Annotated in this window: 15 protein-coding genes, 1 pseudogene and 1 riboswitch; of the genes and pseudogenes, 13 read left to right on the top strand and 3 right to left on the bottom strand. The window is 41.4% G+C overall.

Translation table 11 applies throughout. The annotated features are described in order from the left end of the window. Positions 1-42: 42 nt before the first annotated feature. Together A361_RS24825 and A361_RS24820 are read right to left on the bottom strand one after the other, a co-directional pair. Entirely contained in the window at positions 43-1,050 is a 1,008-nt protein-coding gene (locus A361_RS24825) for an LCP family protein (protein WP_019380798.1), read from the bottom strand. Positions 1,051-1,130: 80 nt separating this feature from the next. After that, positions 1,131-1,769, bottom strand: coding sequence for a YigZ family protein (locus tag A361_RS24820; RefSeq protein ID WP_019380799.1), 639 nt, complete (start codon positions 1,767-1,769; stop codon positions 1,131-1,133). Between the two features lie 409 nt (positions 1,770-2,178). Between A361_RS24820 and A361_RS24815 the strand changes: the two genes are divergently transcribed. Together A361_RS24815 and A361_RS24810 are read left to right on the top strand one after the other, a co-directional pair. After that, the gene (locus A361_RS24815) at positions 2,179-3,318 is read left to right on the top strand and encodes a sensor histidine kinase (RefSeq protein ID WP_019380800.1); all 1,140 of its coding nucleotides are present in this window, start codon (positions 2,179-2,181) and stop codon (positions 3,316-3,318) included. 56 nt (positions 3,319-3,374) lie between these two features. Further along, positions 3,375-4,055, top strand: a complete 681-nt coding sequence (locus tag A361_RS24810) for a response regulator (RefSeq protein ID WP_019380801.1) — start codon at positions 3,375-3,377, stop codon at positions 4,053-4,055. A gap of 215 nt (positions 4,056-4,270) precedes the next feature. On the opposite strand, the gene A361_RS24805 is transcribed toward A361_RS24810, so the two are convergent. Continuing rightward, positions 4,271-4,549 carry a hypothetical protein gene (locus A361_RS24805; RefSeq protein ID WP_019380802.1) on the bottom strand — a complete coding sequence of 93 codons (279 nt, stop codon included), beginning with the start codon at positions 4,547-4,549 and terminating at the stop codon, positions 4,271-4,273. 222 nt (positions 4,550-4,771) lie between these two features. Between A361_RS24805 and A361_RS24800 the strand changes: the two genes are divergently transcribed. The 11 genes and pseudogenes from A361_RS24800 (at position 4,772) to A361_RS24755 (ending at position 15,288) form a co-directional block, all read left to right on the top strand. Further along, positions 4,772-5,611: a DegV family protein gene (locus A361_RS24800; RefSeq protein ID WP_019380804.1), complete on the top strand. Its 840-nt coding sequence runs from the start codon at positions 4,772-4,774 to the stop codon at positions 5,609-5,611. A 236-nt stretch (positions 5,612-5,847) separates the two neighbouring features. Further along, positions 5,848-7,317 carry a DEAD/DEAH box helicase gene (locus A361_RS24795; RefSeq protein ID WP_026041628.1) on the top strand — a complete coding sequence of 490 codons (1,470 nt, stop codon included), beginning with the start codon at positions 5,848-5,850 and terminating at the stop codon, positions 7,315-7,317. After that, positions 7,313-7,456 (top strand): annotated as a pseudogene (locus A361_RS31420) (ComF family protein); the annotation flags it as partial. The gene A361_RS24795 and the pseudogene A361_RS31420, both read left to right, overlap by 5 nt. 222 nt (positions 7,457-7,678) lie before the next feature. Beyond that, positions 7,679-8,011, top strand: coding sequence for a ComF family protein (locus A361_RS31415; RefSeq protein ID WP_251264967.1), 333 nt, complete (start codon positions 7,679-7,681; stop codon positions 8,009-8,011). A 73-nt stretch (positions 8,012-8,084) separates the two neighbouring features. After that, positions 8,085-8,171, top strand: a riboswitch (cyclic di-GMP riboswitch). Between the two features lie 50 nt (positions 8,172-8,221). Then, a complete protein-coding gene (locus A361_RS24785) occupies positions 8,222-10,807 on the top strand; it encodes an EAL domain-containing protein (RefSeq protein WP_019380807.1) in 2,586 nt (861 codons plus the stop codon). A gap of 70 nt (positions 10,808-10,877) precedes the next feature. Further along, the gene (locus A361_RS24780; RefSeq protein WP_019380808.1) at positions 10,878-11,309 is read left to right on the top strand and encodes a TIGR03826 family flagellar region protein; all 432 of its coding nucleotides are present in this window, start codon (positions 10,878-10,880) and stop codon (positions 11,307-11,309) included. A 143-nt stretch (positions 11,310-11,452) separates the two neighbouring features. Further along, the gene (gene flgM / locus A361_RS24775) at positions 11,453-11,719 is read left to right on the top strand and encodes a flagellar biosynthesis anti-sigma factor FlgM (protein ID WP_019380809.1); all 267 of its coding nucleotides are present in this window, start codon (positions 11,453-11,455) and stop codon (positions 11,717-11,719) included. A 15-nt stretch (positions 11,720-11,734) separates the two neighbouring features. Next, positions 11,735-12,214 carry a flagellar protein FlgN gene (locus A361_RS24770; RefSeq protein ID WP_019380810.1) on the top strand — a complete coding sequence of 160 codons (480 nt, stop codon included), beginning with the start codon at positions 11,735-11,737 and terminating at the stop codon, positions 12,212-12,214. 18 nt (positions 12,215-12,232) lie between these two features. Next, the gene (gene flgK, locus A361_RS24765; RefSeq protein ID WP_019380811.1) at positions 12,233-13,795 is read left to right on the top strand and encodes a flagellar hook-associated protein FlgK; all 1,563 of its coding nucleotides are present in this window, start codon (positions 12,233-12,235) and stop codon (positions 13,793-13,795) included. A gap of 13 nt (positions 13,796-13,808) precedes the next feature. Next, complete coding sequence (flgL, locus tag A361_RS24760) at positions 13,809-14,669, top strand: flagellar hook-associated protein FlgL (protein ID WP_019380812.1); 861 nt, start codon at positions 13,809-13,811, stop codon at positions 14,667-14,669. 55 nt (positions 14,670-14,724) lie between these two features. Beyond that, positions 14,725-15,288, top strand: coding sequence for a DUF6470 family protein (locus A361_RS24755; protein WP_019380813.1), 564 nt, complete (start codon positions 14,725-14,727; stop codon positions 15,286-15,288). Positions 15,289-15,298 lie beyond the last annotated feature (10 nt).

Here is a 15,298-nt window from a genome sequence, read left to right as displayed (position 1 = left end):
CAAGCGTTCATTCTGCTTGTCTTGACCCTTTTCTTTTTATGTCTAATATGAAGTTTCAGCCTCAATTTCATTTGATAACTCGAGATGTTCCTTTAAAGTATATTTTAATTCTTCCACACTTTCTTCATTAGGAATATAATAATAGGTTCCATAAGAGTTGTTGTAATCTTCACCTTTCAATTCTAGCTGTTGAATCATTGAAGAGTTAAAATCAGGATATTTCTTTCTAAAGGCTAACGCTTCCTTGATTCTCATATTTGTTTCAATATTTTTTCCGATTTCATCAGCAATATCATCGATTTTTAATAATGTGGCGGGTGAAGACATCTTATCGATTAACCCGCTAACTATTTGGCGCTGCCTATAGTTCCTTCCAAAGTCTCCGCGTGGATCTTTTTTACGCATCCTAGCATAAACCAGGGCTTCTTCACCTTGAAGAGTTTGCTCGCCTTCTTCAAAGAAAAAACGATCCCAATCACTATTTATGTCATTAAAACTGAAGGGAACATCAACAGTCACACCACCGACAATATCAACAATATTTATAAAACCCTTAAAATTTACAGTTGCGTAGTAATCAATGGGAATATCTAAAAAATGTTCTACAGTTTCTATCACTTTTTCTTTACCACCAACACCAAAGGAGTGATTTATTTTATCTTCACCCTCATCAGGAATTTCCACAAGCGTGTCTCTCGGAATGCTAAGAAGCTTCATAGACTGTTTATCGGGGTTAAAGGTTGCTACAAGAATAGTATCAGATCTCCCTGCATCGTACTCATCAGAATAATCTTCAACACCTAGTAAAAGAATAGAGAAAGGATCTGATGATACATATACGGGTTCTTCTCTTAGTTCGGATTTTTCCTGCCGGCCATCTATATCGCTAAATGAGTCACTTGCTACCTGATAAGTTTTAAATGTAAAATATCCCAAAGTACTAAGAACTGTGAGAAATAAAGTTAATAATAATGTTAACAATAAGCGTCTTCTTCTCTTTTTTTTATTTATTCTTCTCCTATCTAAAGGAGTAGTTTCTTTTTTATTCATTCAAAACATCCTCTGTAATAATTTTCGAGAACCTAGGAACTAATTATAAAATACTTTATAAGATTTTTTAATAGAAATATTTAGGTGTCTATTAATTCTTCCAAATATAGATGATTTCCTTCTAGACATTTTCCTTGCCCATTCGTCAGCTCAGTTATCCATTCAACAAAAAGTTCAGTTTTACTATCCTTAACATATGTTTCTATCTTAACAAGGTCAAGATAGTGGATTTCTTTTATTTTATAAATGGAGGATCTAAGTTCGTTTTCCAGTTTCCCTAGCCAGGTATAATCAACTATCGTATGGACAATCCTCATAAGCGTTCTTTCAACAATTCCTGCTGCTTCAAGGCCAGCAGTGGTGGCTTTACTATAAGCACGAATTAAACCGCCTGCTCCCAATTTTATTCCTCCGAAATACCTGGTTATGACAACAACAGTATCCTTAAGCTTTTTTTTCTTCAATACCTCAAGGATAGGTACACCAGCTGTTCCGCTTGGTTCTCCATCATCATTTGCTTTTTGAATCTGATCGTTTTCACCAATTAAGTATGCAGAGCAATTATGATTGGCACTGGAATGTTTCTTCTTAATTTTTTGAATGAAATCCAGGGCCTCATCTTCTGTTTCGGCTCTTGCTACATGGGCTATAAACTTTGATTTTTCTATTAAGATTTCATTTTCTCCGTATCCTTTAACTGTATAATAAGAGGGCAGCACAGGACCGCTCCTTTCTTAACTATTTGTTTAAAAAAATTCAGCTAAATTCATTATAATTCGACAAGTTTCCCAACATCAATTTTTTAACAGAATGTAATGAAACTTTAATATAGAACATTTTTTCCCATGTTATAATGAAAACAATTCTGATGTTTATGCTGCTATAATAAAAAATGTGCCGATTTTAATCTTTAAGTGGTATAAATATACATATTATTTTGCTTGGTAGTCATGTTTACCCTGCTTTTATATAGGATATAAGACATGGGGTGAAATCACAAGTCTAAGCCTTTTTACCGAATTTTAGGTAACTTGGTATAATTTTCAGACTGGAAAGATAGTATCTTAACTCATTTAGCGCTAAAATAAAGGTACATAGCGGAAGGGTTACGCCCTTGGAGGAGTGTAAATGAGTATTAAGAAATTTGATTCCAAGACTCTGGATCTTATTCTTGAAAAAATGGTTCAAACAGTAGGCACCAGTAAAGATGAAATTTTCCGTATAGGTGAACAATGCCGTAAAGACCATAAGACTTTAACCGAAGAACTTATGGAAGTTAAACAAATGGTTCTTAAGGTAATCGAAGAAGGGGATAAGCTGGAAGTGCAAACCCGGTTTGCAAGAAAGCGCCTTTCTGAAGTAAGCATGCATTTTAAGGATTATTCAGAGTCTGAAGTGCGTGAAGCATATGAGAAGGCCCATCAGCTTCAAATGGATTTATCCATGAACCGTCAGCTTGAAAAACAGCTGAGGGATCGCCGTGATGATATTGAAAGAAGGCTTATTGGTGTTAATGACACCATTGATAGAGCGGAAGTCCTCATTTCTCAAATTACGGTCGTGATGAATTATCTGACCAGTGACTTAAAGCAAATGGGAGAAATCATTGAAGATGCGAAGCTCAAACAGGATTTTGGTCTGAAGATCATCGAGGCACAGGAAGAAGAGCGGAAAAGAGTGTCCCGCGAAATCCATGACGGACCGGCCCAGATGATGGCGAATGTCATGATGAGGTCCGATTTAATTGAACGGGTATACAAAGAGCGCGGTGCTGATGAAGCCATTACTGAAATAAAAGACCTGAAAAAAATGGTCCGCAATGCTTTATATGAAGTCCGCAGGATTATTTATGACTTGCGCCCAATGGCTCTTGATGATTTGGGTTTAATACCTACCCTCAAAAAATACTTAACAACGATCGAAGAGTATCACAGGAGCACCAAGATATATTTCGCGAATGTTGGCGAAGAGAAGAGGCTCCCGCCACAATATGAAGTCGCACTGTTCCGTCTGATTCAGGAGTCTGTGACAAATGCTCTAAAACATGCGGATGCTAAAGAAATCCAAGTGAAAATAGAAATAAACTGTACCAGGGTAGCCGTAGTCGTCAAAGACGATGGGAAGGGCTTCAATATTCGCGAGAAGCGTCCTGGATCTTTTGGAATTATGGGAATGGGTGAAAGGCTTGAACTATTGGATGGCCAGATGTCCATAGATTCTAAACCAGGCAAAGGAACCATTGTTATTATCCAGGTGCCATTGAAATAAGAAACACCTTAAGAATAGAGATAGAAAACTAACTGGAGATTTGGGAGGCGAAGCATTTGAATACAAAGATCGTCATAATTGATGACCATCAATTATTCAGAGAAGGGGTAAAACGCATTTTAGATTTCGAAAAGAGCTTTAATGTAGTGGCAGAAGGTGATGATGGCAGTGAAGCCATGGGTCTCGTTGAAGAGTATGATCCAGATGTAATCATCATGGACATCAATATGCCGAACACAAACGGTGTGGAAGCGACCCGCCAGCTGATTAATAAATATCCAGAATCCAAGGTAATCATTCTTTCCATCCATGACGATGAGAATTATGTAACCCACGCACTTAAAACAGGAGCAAGCGGATACCTTTTAAAAGAAATGGATGCAGATGCATTAGTCGAAGCTGTAAAGGTTGTCGCTGATGGAGGATCTTACTTACATCCGAAGGTAACACATAACCTGGTAAATGAATACCGCAGACTTGCAGCAGAAGGTACAGGGACCACATCTTATTCACAGGTGGAAATCCGCCGTCCGCTTCACTTGCTGACACGCCGTGAATGTGAAGTGCTTCAGCTCCTTGCTGATGGAAAAAGCAACCGCGGAATTGGGGAAGCATTATACATAAGTGAAAAAACCGTAAAGAACCACGTAAGCAATATCCTGCAAAAAATGAATGTGAACGACCGTACTCAGGCAGTTGTCGTAGCGATCAAAAATGGCTGGGTAGAGGTGCGATAATATTATTGAGAGAAAAAGTCCTTTTTCATAGGGGCTTTTTCTTTTTTACCTATTCTCTATAATATAAGGTTATCCTCTATCTTTTTTTGTCTAAAAAGAAAGTTTTTCCTCTATTTTATGATAGCGGAAATAGCAGGTAAATTAAAGGTATTTATACACTTTTTTTGAAATATTAACCAAAAATAATCACGCAGGAAGTTACCACCTCTGCGTGATTATTTTATAAGTGCGGCTGCAGCTGTTTGAAAGATAGGTTTTGTATTGGAAGATCTCTTTTTTGCTTGATTCACTAAATAAACAAGCTTCTCGATTTCCTTGGGAGGCAAACTGTCTATGAGCCAGGAAGCAAGTTCAGGTCCGCTGATAGAATGGTCAATATTTGGAACTTTAATGTGCTTAAATTTACTTAATTCATTATTAAGCATTTGATGAAGAGTATCTGTGCTGTATCTATTGGAAGTGGGGCTATTTGTGGAAGAAGTGTTTTTAATCAATGTGTTACAGCTCCTTTACAAAATAAAGACACAAAAAGCATTTTATCATATGCCTGGCAAAGATTTGAAGGTAAAAATATACCAGGTCTTAAAAGTAGGTATAATGGAGCACAGCATTATTTAATCACCTGCTCTATAACTTAATGCAATTTCCCCCGCTATCATATAAAATGGAACATGAACATACAGTAGAGAAAAAAGATAAGGATGGTAACTCTATTTATGAAAACGGCTGTTGTAACGGATAGTACAGCATACATTCCTAAGGATTTAAGAGAAAAGTTAAATATACATATGATTCCGCTTAGTGTTATTTTTGGCAGTGAGACGTACCGGGAAGAAGTGGAAATTACGGCTGCAGACTTTTATGAAGAAGTGAAGCATAAAGATCTTCCGACTACTTCGCAGCCTCCTGTGGGTGAGTTTGCCGAGCTGTTTGAGAAATTAGCGAAAGAGTATGATGCGGTGATTTCGATTCATCTGTCAAGCGGCATCAGCGGTACGTTCCAGGGGGCAGTTACTGCCGGGAGCATGGTTGATGGGATTCAGGTTTTTCCATTTGATTCGGAAATCAGCTGTATGGTGCAGGGGTTTTATGTGATTGAAGCTGCAGAGCTTGCTGCTGCCGGTAAGGGTCCACAGGAGATCGTTGAACGTCTTGAGGAGATGAAGAAAAGCATTCGTGCCTATTTCATGGTGGATGACTTATCACATCTTCAGCGAGGAGGCCGCTTGTCCAGTGCACAGGCATTGATCGGCAGCCTACTCCAGGTGAAGCCGCTGCTTCATTTTGAGGATAAGAAAATTGTTCCGTTTGAAAAGATTCGCACGCGCAAAAAAGCGATGAAGCGGATGGTTGATCTTTTCTGGGAAGACGTAAAAAGCGGGGAGCCATACCAGGCTGTTATTATTCATGCCAATCGCGAAGCAGAAGCCCGCGAGTGGAAGGCAGAGCTTGAAGCGGAATATCCTAATGTTGAGTTTATGATCAGCTATTTTGGTCCGGTCATTGGAACCCATCTAGGTGAAGGTGCTATGGGGTTTGGCTGGGTGAAGAAGTAGGTTTTGTTTGAGTGCGCCATTCTTAAGGGTGGCGCAGATTTTTTTGGGAGGGGTGATGTGGATGTAAGGGTTTTGCAAATAGATCCAGGATGCCTGCAAATAGAATGTTTAATTTTGCAAATAGCAGCCTAAATCTGCAAATAGATCGGAGAACTTGCAAATAGAGCCGCAAAACTTGCAAATAGAGATACAAACTAATTAATCAAGAGGTGAACTAATTGAGATTTACTCCTAATATGACCCCATATATAAATGATTTTCCTCCAGAAAGCCTCCCGATTTCCTCCATTGACAACATTCCAGAGCCGCCACTCAACGAAAACTATTCATATAACAAAGAACTCCAGCAAATCCTCTGCGGAAAACAGCTTCTATTCGAAAACTTACCGCATTCAATTGAAGAAATCCATCAGCACTATGAAAATGGCTATATTTCTTACCGAAAAGGGATAATTAACACCAAAAGCAAGATAGTTTGTGCCAGGTGCGGCAATAAAGATCGTTCACTGTTTGCAAGTTTTCCCTGTGCCCGATGCGGTGAGAAAGAATGTACCTACTGCCGGAAATGTATCATGATGGGACGGGTCAGTGAGTGCACTCCTCTGATTGGATGGTGCGGACCTGAGCCCGTTCGGGAGCTAGCTGAACATCCCCTGATATGGGCAGGCAACCTTTCACCCGGGCAACAAATTGCCTCTGACCAGGTAAAGCAGGCTGTAATCGAAAGCAAGGAATTCCTCGTCTGGGCTGTCTGCGGAGCAGGAAAAACAGAAGTTCTATTTGAAGGAATCAATGCTGCCCTTGCCTCTGGAAAAAGAATCTGCATTGCTACTCCGAGAACAGATGTTGTACTTGAGCTTGGTCCGCGGCTAAAAGCAGTCTTCCCCGGTATTCAGGTGGCTGTCCTTTACGGCGGCAGTGAAGGCCGCCACCTTCAAGCTCCTTTGACCATCGCCACCACCCATCAGCTCCTCCGCTTTTATAAAGCTTTTGACACCGTAATCCTTGATGAAGTGGATGCCTTTCCTTATACGGCAGACGAAACCCTGCAGTATGCCGTCCGCCAATCCCGCAAAGAAACCTCCTCTATGATCTATTTAACTGCCACCCCCAGTCAAAAATGGCAAAATGAATGCCGCAGCGGAAAAAGAAACTTTGTCACTATCCCGGCTAGATATCATCGTCATCCATTGCCTGTACCGGCTTTCAAATGGTGCGGAAATTGGGAGAAATCACTAAAAAAAGACAAACTCCCGTCTGCAGTTACCCAATGGATCAAGAAGAGGCACGACAACCAGAAGCAGTTCCTGCTCTTCCTTCCAAAAATCGATAAAATGGAAAAAGTCCTCACCATCCTTCGTAAAACCTATCCTAAAATCCAAGCTGTCCACGCGGAAGACCCCGATCGAAAAGACAAAGTCCAAATGATGCGCAATAAAGAGATCCCCATGTTACTCACAACGACCATCCTGGAAAGAGGGGTTACCTTCCCTAATATTGATGTAGCAGTATTTGGAGCAGAAGACCGTATTTTTACCGAAAGCGCTCTTGTTCAAATTGCCGGCCGTGTTGGAAGAAGCTCTGAATACCCGAAAGGAGAAATCACCTTTTTTCACTACGGCAAAACCGAAAGCATGGTCAATGCGCAAAAACAAATACTCAAAATGAACATTGAAGCCAAAAAGAAAGGACTGATCGACCATTAACTGCTTAATATGCCATGAAGAAATCCTTTCAGCTGTCAGCTGGACAACTCTCTGGTCGCGGCCAAAAGAAAATCATTTATGCCAATGCTGCACCGATAAACTCCCATTTATCAATGGCGATACTTGCAGTAAATGCAGCCGGCCCTTCAGTAACTTAGATCCTCAATTTCGAAAAGGGAACCTTTGCGCAGATTGTCTAAGGTGGAACGGGGATCCAGAATGGTCAGGGCAGCTTCTGAAAAACAATTCCCTTTTTATATACGATGACTTTCTGAAAGAAACTATAGCCCGCTATAAGTTCCGGGGCGACTATATTTTGTCGAGAGCTTTTTCTCCTATCATTAGGGAAAAGCTGAGTAGCGTGGAATTCGACTATCTCGTCCCAATCCCTCTAAGTCCCCAAAGGATTTATGAACGAGGCTTCAATCAGTCTGCAGCACTCATCCATGAGGCAGGCTTTACCGTGACGGAACCGCTGCAGCGAATTCACTCAGAAAAGCAATCTAAGAAATCGCGAATGGACCGAATTCATTCGCACCAGGTCTTCCAGCTGCAAAATCTCAATATCAAGAATAAAAAAATTATCCTAATTGACGATATCTATACTACCGGCTCAACTCTATATCATGCAGCGAAAGTTCTTAAAGCAGGGGGTGCTGCTTCAGTCTGCTCGGTTACATTAGCAAGAGGATAATGGATGGAATTAATTACAAGTTGATGTTTTTGATCTGGATAGTTATTAGGAAAATAATCCTATGTTAAAATATTCTAATCCAGGGCAAATTTTACGAAAGTAAAAGACGCAAAGCTGCGGGCCTAAAGCAGGTTTCTGCCATGGCAGCCGGGCTGCACAGAAGAAGAACTATTTTCGTTTGCCTTTTTTTATTGGAAAGGATGTTTTGAAGTGGACGAAATAAACTCACAGGATGGTGAAAACACCACTAAAGATACTGCTGAATATAACAGTCAGCAATTGGAATTGACGAAAATAAAAAATAACCTGAACCAGGCTCAGAAGATCGCAAATATTGGGAGCCTGGAGTACGATATTGAAAACGATAGAGGGTTTTGGTCAGATCAGCTGTTCCGGATATTTGGGCTAAAGCCTCAAAAAGGTTTTTTTCCGGACTACAAAATGTATTTGAGTTATCTGCATCCAGACGACCGGCCGGCTTTTGAAAATCAGTTTACTCGACTGTTAGAGGAAAAGGACAGTGTGGATCTGATATGCCGGATCATTAGGCAGGATGGAGAGGAACGGTATATTCATCATCGTGCGGACTATTTTGCAGGAGAAAGCGGATCACCGAAAATCGTTGCAACGATTCAGGATATAACTGAAAAAAGGCGCATGGAAGAGAAGCTCTATGAAAACGAGCGGAAAATAGGACAAATCTATGAAAATCTTGATGTTGGCATTTATTCCGCCGATTTAATAGAAAGAAAGGTATTTCATTTCTCAAGGGGAGTGGAAGGCATTTTCGGGTACACAGCCAGTGAGCTGATTGACAATTTCGATTTATGGGACGAAGTGATCCATCCAGACGACCTGCAAAGTCTGGAAGCCAATCGGGTAAATCTTATTCATGGGAAGAGCGTTCGCTGCCAATATCGTATCTTCCATAAATCCGGTGAGCTTAGATGGGTGAATGATCATAGTATCCCCTATTTAGATGAAAGGGGCGAACTTATCCGGGTTGATGGCTTTGTAACAGATATAACAGAACAAAAATGGCTTGAAAAGAGAATGAGGCGTATGGCATTTTATGATCATTTGACCGATCTGCCGAACCGCCGGTACTTTGATCAGAAGCTGCAGAGCCTTATTGAAGACGATGAACAACAGAATTTCGCTGTCTTGTTCTTTGATCTGGAACGGTTAAAGCAGATTAATGATACCTTTGGACATTCCTCAGGAGATGAACTTCTTAGGCTTGTTTCACATAGAATTAAGGAGAAGCTAAATTCAGTCTGTTTTTCAGCAAGAATTTCCGGTGATCAATTTGCAGTTATAATGGAATATATCCAGGAAAAGGAGGATCCTGCTCAATTAGCAGATTCCATTAATCAAATTTTCTCTGAACCATTCCACATCGACAGCTTTGAGCTTAATATTACCCCTTCTATAGGCATTAGTTTATATCCGGATAATGGAAGAACAGCTGATGAATTAGTCAGAAATACGGAATCTTCCCTGTACCATGCCAAGCAGAAAGGGAATAATAGATTCCAGGTTTACCATCCTTCCATGGATATTGAATCTTATAAGCTTTTTACCCTTGAACAGGATATGAGAAAAGCCATTCAAAATGATGAATTTTTTCTTGAATACCAGCCAAGAGTTGATACGAAGACCGGCAAAATAGTAAGTGCCGAAGCTTTACTAAGGTGGAATCATCCGGAATGGGGCAGAGTTTCGCCGCTGGAGTTTATAACAGTGGCAGAGGAAACCGGTTTAATCATAAATATAGGTGAATATGTGCTAAGGAAAGTATGCAGCCAGATTTATTCCTGGAAGGAAAAAGGGTTATCGATTGTTCCGATATCCGTAAATATCTCTCCGCTGAGCTTCTTGAAAAGTTGTCTTGTTTCCACTATAAAAAAAGCATTGGATGAGAGTCACCTCGATGCGTCACTAATTGAAATTGAATTGACGGAATCTTCCCTAATCAATTACTCAGAGAACGTCATTTCAGTGCTTAAAGAATTGGGTTCAATGGGAGTGAAGATTGCACTGGATGACTTTGGGACCGGGTATTCCTCCATCACACAGCTGAAAAATTATAAATTTGATGTTTTAAAGATTGATAAAACGTTTATCCAAGCAATGGATAAAAACGCGGAAGATGCAATCATTACGGCCAATCTGATTCAGCTTGCCCATGGGCTGAATATGAAGGTGGTAGCAGAAGGCGTAGAGACTTTTGAACAATTCTATTCTTTAAGGAAGAATGAGTGTGATCAAATACAGGGATATCTTTTCAGTAAGCCGCTTCCGCCTTCCGCTTTCGAGCAGAAACTCTTAATTGGCACCCTGAAGCCGCAGAATATCAAGGAAGACAATGTGTTCAAAGGTTTGCGCAAGTATGTCCGGGTCGAGTTTCCCTATCCGCTGGAGGCAGAGATGACCATCTTAGAGCTTAACAGCAAGCCTGTCAAAATGGGCAGCACGAAAATCCTGATTGAAGATATGAGTGCAGGCGGAGTTAAATTTGTTTCAAAGATGAAACTTCCTGTGAGGAAAGATATCATTCTATTAATTGAAACCAAGCTTTTAGGAGAGGTTCTTTCCTTTACTGGGACGATTGTCCGAAAAGATGAAATATCAGATGCTCTGACTAATTATGGATTTCAATTTATTATCGAAGAGGGACCGAGAGCTGAATTGGCGGCGATGCTTGATATTCTGCAAAGTCAGCTCGAGCAGAACCGCTCTGTTCCCGAATCCCGATTCATAGAAACAGCCAGCAGTCTGCTGTATTTCGAATAATTTTTTCCTATAATAATCCTATTCTTCGAGCTATAATAATTTCATCACAAACTGAGAGAGGAAGAATCATATGGCTGAGTTATCCAACTGCCCGAAATGTGATGCCATTTTTGTCAAAAACCAGTTCCGCGATGTTTGCCAGGATTGCTGGAAGGAAGAAGAAAAGGCCTATGAGACGGTTTACCAGTTCATCCGGAAGAGGGAAAACAGGACAGCGAAGATGATGGAGGTTGTCGAGGCGACCGAAGTCGAAGAAGAACTCATCATAAAGTTCATTAAGACCGGCCGTTTGAAGCTAGCGCAATTTCCAAATTTAGGGTACCCTTGCGAGAAATGCGGGACAAGCATCCGGGAAGGCAAGCTATGCCGCAGCTGTGCGGGTGATCTGAGGAAAGATCTTCAGCAGTTTACCGCTGAGGAAGAACGAAGAAAAGAAGCAGTCCAAAGAGAAAAACACGGTACTTATTTTGCCGTCAATGAAAAAATTAATAGTCGTTTCTAAGCTATGTGACTTATTCGCATAGCTTTTTCTATAGGCTTATAGATGTATTTTTTGCCAAACTTAAATTAACATTTAAACATACCGCCACATTAGCCGATAATAGACTTAGGTTAAATCGACCGGAAAGAAAGTGAGGGGTACACATGAAAATCAATAACTTTGGTCCTTCAGGCGTGAACCCATACAAACGCCAAATGAATAAGCTTGAACATGCAGGAAAACCAGCCAGAACGGCATCAGATAAAATTGAAATCAGCTCTACTGCAAAGGAAATGCAGCAGGTATCCCAGCTAAGCGAAAACCGTAAAGCAAAAGTAGAAGAGCTTAAAATTCAGGTAGAGAACGGTACTTATAAAATTAATCCAAAAGAAGTGGCGAAAAGCATCGCTGATTTTTATACAAAAAAATAATGAGGAGGGATTGGCATGTCAGCCGAAGCACTTACTGCAACGATGGAAAAGCTGCTAAAGCTTCATAAAAGCCTATATGAACTCGCAGTTAAAAAGACAGACATTATTAAGACCGGCGACATGGACGGCCTGAATCAGATGCTGAAGGATGAGCAGGCTCATATTGCGGCTATCAGCAGATTGGAAAACGAGCGGGAAAAGGCAGCAAATTCGATCGCACCCATGCTGGAAAGCCCTACAGTATCAGATTGTTTGAATATCCTCACGCAGCCTGATCGCCTCAAGCTGGAGGCCATCACGAAGGAGCTTGCTGAGCTGGTATATGAACTGAAAGAGCAGAATTTCCTAAACCAGCAGCTTGTTCATCATTCGCTTCAGTTTGTAAATGTATCTATGAATCTTTTAAGGCCGCAGCCTGAATCGATGAATTACGGCCCGCCAGCCAATAAGAAATCGGAAAAGATGAATCCAGGAATTTTCAACTCGAAAGTGTAGCAGAACGGAGGAACAAACATGCGTTCAACTTTCATGGGACTTGAAACGGCCCGCCGCGGCATGTTCACCCAGCAAAGTGCTTTATATACAACCGGACATAATATTTCAAATGCGAATACGCCAGGATACACCAGGCAGCGGATTAATTTCGCGCAAACCGAGCCTTATCCAGGCGTTGGTATGAATCGTCCCCAAATACCCGGACAAATGGGAACAGGTGTCGAAGCGGGGACAGTCCAGAGAATAAGAGAATCATTTTTAGACCTGCAATATAGAACCGAAAACACAAAAATGGGCTACTATGGAGCCATGAGCGAGTCTCTGACTAAGATGGAAGAAATCATGAATGAGCCGTCAGAGAATGGATTGCACAGTACCCTGGAAAAGTTCTGGAACGCCCTGCAGGATTTATCAAGCCACACCGAAAATACCGGAGCCAGGGATGTAGTAGCTGCTACTGGTCAGATGGTTGCGGATACACTGAATTATTATCATAATTCCCTGTCGCGGGTTCAAGAGGATATCGGCAATCAGGTTGATGTGAAGGTTGATGAAATTAACGCAATCGTCGCGCAGATTGACCATCTGAATAAGCAGATCGCCTCTGTTGAGCCGCACGGATACCTCCCAAATGACCTTTATGACGAGCGGGATTTATTGGTAGATAGCCTTTCACAATTGGTTAACGTGAAAGTGACCAGTGTGGTTCCTAATACATATGGAGATGCCAAACCGATGGCATCGGGCCTTTATAATATCGAGATTGTCCAAAAGGATGGAAAATCCTATAATCCGCCAATTAACCTCATATCTGCTACAAAAGAGAGCGGTATTGTTGGCACAAACAAGGTGGAGCTTGAAAAAAGTGAAGAGAGCGGACTTGTAACAGGACTAAAGATCGGATCCATTTCCTTTACGCAATTTGAAACTTTATCCGGTGAACTTACCGGTTTAATTAACAGCTATGGTTATGAAGCAGGCGGTTCTGCTAAGGGTGCTTATCCTGAAATGCTGGAGAAGCTGAATAGAATGACAGCTGCTTTTGCCAAGGAATTCAATGAAATTCATAAAAACGGGTATGCCTTGGGAGCGGATACAATCTCAGGCCTGGACTTTTTCCAGTTTGATGAGGATAATCCTGCACAAAGCATTAAAGTAAATCAAGAGCTGCTGGATGACTCTTCTAAAATTGCCGCAGCTGCAGAAAAAGGCGGAGCTTCCGGAGATAACCACAATGCTCAGCTTTTGGCTGATTTAAGAAAGAAAAGCTTTAGTGATTACACCTCCTTGTCTGATGATGAAAAATCAAAGCTGAACGGAAGCCTTGATTCTTATTATTCAGGAATTATCGGACGGTTAGGAGTAGACTCTCAGAGTGCCAAAAAGGACCTGAAAAACTCCCTTGTGCTGGCAGATTCAGTAGACCGGAACAGGCAATCCGTGAGTGCCGTGTCATTAGACGAAGAAATGACCAATATGATTAAATTCCAACATGCATATAACGCTTCAGCAAGAAACATAACTGTGGTTGATGAAATGCTCGATAAAATCATCAACGGCATGGGCGTTGTAGGCAGATAAAGGGTGAAATAAAGTGCGCGTAACACAATCAATGCTATCAAATAACATGCTTCGCAATTTAAGCAACAGCTACAGCAGGCTGGACAAGCTGCAGGATCAAATTTCTACGCAGAAGAAATTTACCAAGCCGTCGGATGATCCGGTTGCTGCGATGATGGGAATGAACTATCGTACGGACTTAAACCGAATTCAGCAATTTACCCGCAACATCGGGGAAGTGAGAAATTGGGTTGATAGTACGGATGATGCCCTGGATAAGGGTGTTTTGGCTCTGCAGCGAATTAGGGAGCTGACTCTCCAGGCAAGCAATGGCACACTGGAAGAAGATCAGCGCAAAGCGGTTGCTGAAGAGGTCAAACAGCTTAAAGAGCACTTACAGAATATCGGGGATACACAAGTTGGCGGTAAGTATATTTTCAATGGCAATCAGACAAACGTACGGCCATCTGAATCAGGCTTTCAAAGCGGAACCATCGAGCTAGAGGTTTTTTCAGGCATCAAAATTCCTGTCAACACGGAAGGGAAAGCTTTGTTTGGAGACATGCTCAGTGACGAAGGAGATATTCAAAAGCTAATTACAGCTCTTGAAACGAATGATCCTGCCGTTGGGGAAATGCTTGAAAATGTTGATAAAAACATAGATAATTTCTTGTCTGCTCGTGCACTAATTGGCGCCAAACAGAATCGGGTCGAGCTGATGGAGGACCGTCTTTCCCAGCAGGAAGTCTTCTCAACAAGGATCCTCTCTGATAATGAAGACATCGATATGGAGAAAGCCATCATCGAGCTTACAACTCAGGAAAGCATCCATCGTGCAGCACTAAGTGTTGGGGCAAGAATCATTCAGCCGAGCTTAACCGACTTTTTAAGATAATCAGTGAAAAGCTATCCATCAGTGATAGCTTTTTTTCATAAAAGAGGTGTCTAATATGAATGTGCCGCAGATCAGGCTGGAATCCAACTTTATCAAGATGGGATTAAAAATAGAAAAACCGGTGCAGGAAATTGAACAGCCCCCTGCGATCCAATCCATCCAGCAGCCTAAAGCCATCCTGGAAATCGAAACAATCCCTGGAAAGCTGACGATCGACCAGACGAAAGCACGCGAGGATGTCGACCTGAAAAGTGTCGGCAGAAGAATAGAGGAGTTTGCCCAAAATGGGTACCAGGATTGGCTAAAAGGAATGGAGAGAAGGGCTGCACAGGGAACAGAGCTCATGAAAATTGAAAACGGCGGCAATCCCATTGCCTATCAGGCCAAAGAAAACAGCGAAGGCCCTCCCAAGCAGTTTAATATTGGCTGGGTACCATCTCACAACAGTGTGAAAATCCAATACGAACCTGCAAAAGTAAACATTGAGGCTCAGCCGCAAAAGCCGAAGATTGAAGTTGAAATCATAAAGCCGGTTCATACTTATACGCCTGGAAAAGTAAGCACAGAAATTCTTGAGAAAAACAGCCTAAATATTGATTTTATCAATCTAACCATATAGCAATGAGGTG

It is taken from the genome of Cytobacillus oceanisediminis 2691 (assembly GCF_000294775.2).
Taxonomy (GTDB): domain Bacteria; phylum Bacillota; class Bacilli; order Bacillales; family Cytobacillaceae; genus Cytobacillus; species Cytobacillus pseudoceanisediminis.
The sequence above is the reverse complement of the archived record's forward strand: the minus strand, read 5'-3'. Positions and strand labels throughout refer to the sequence as shown.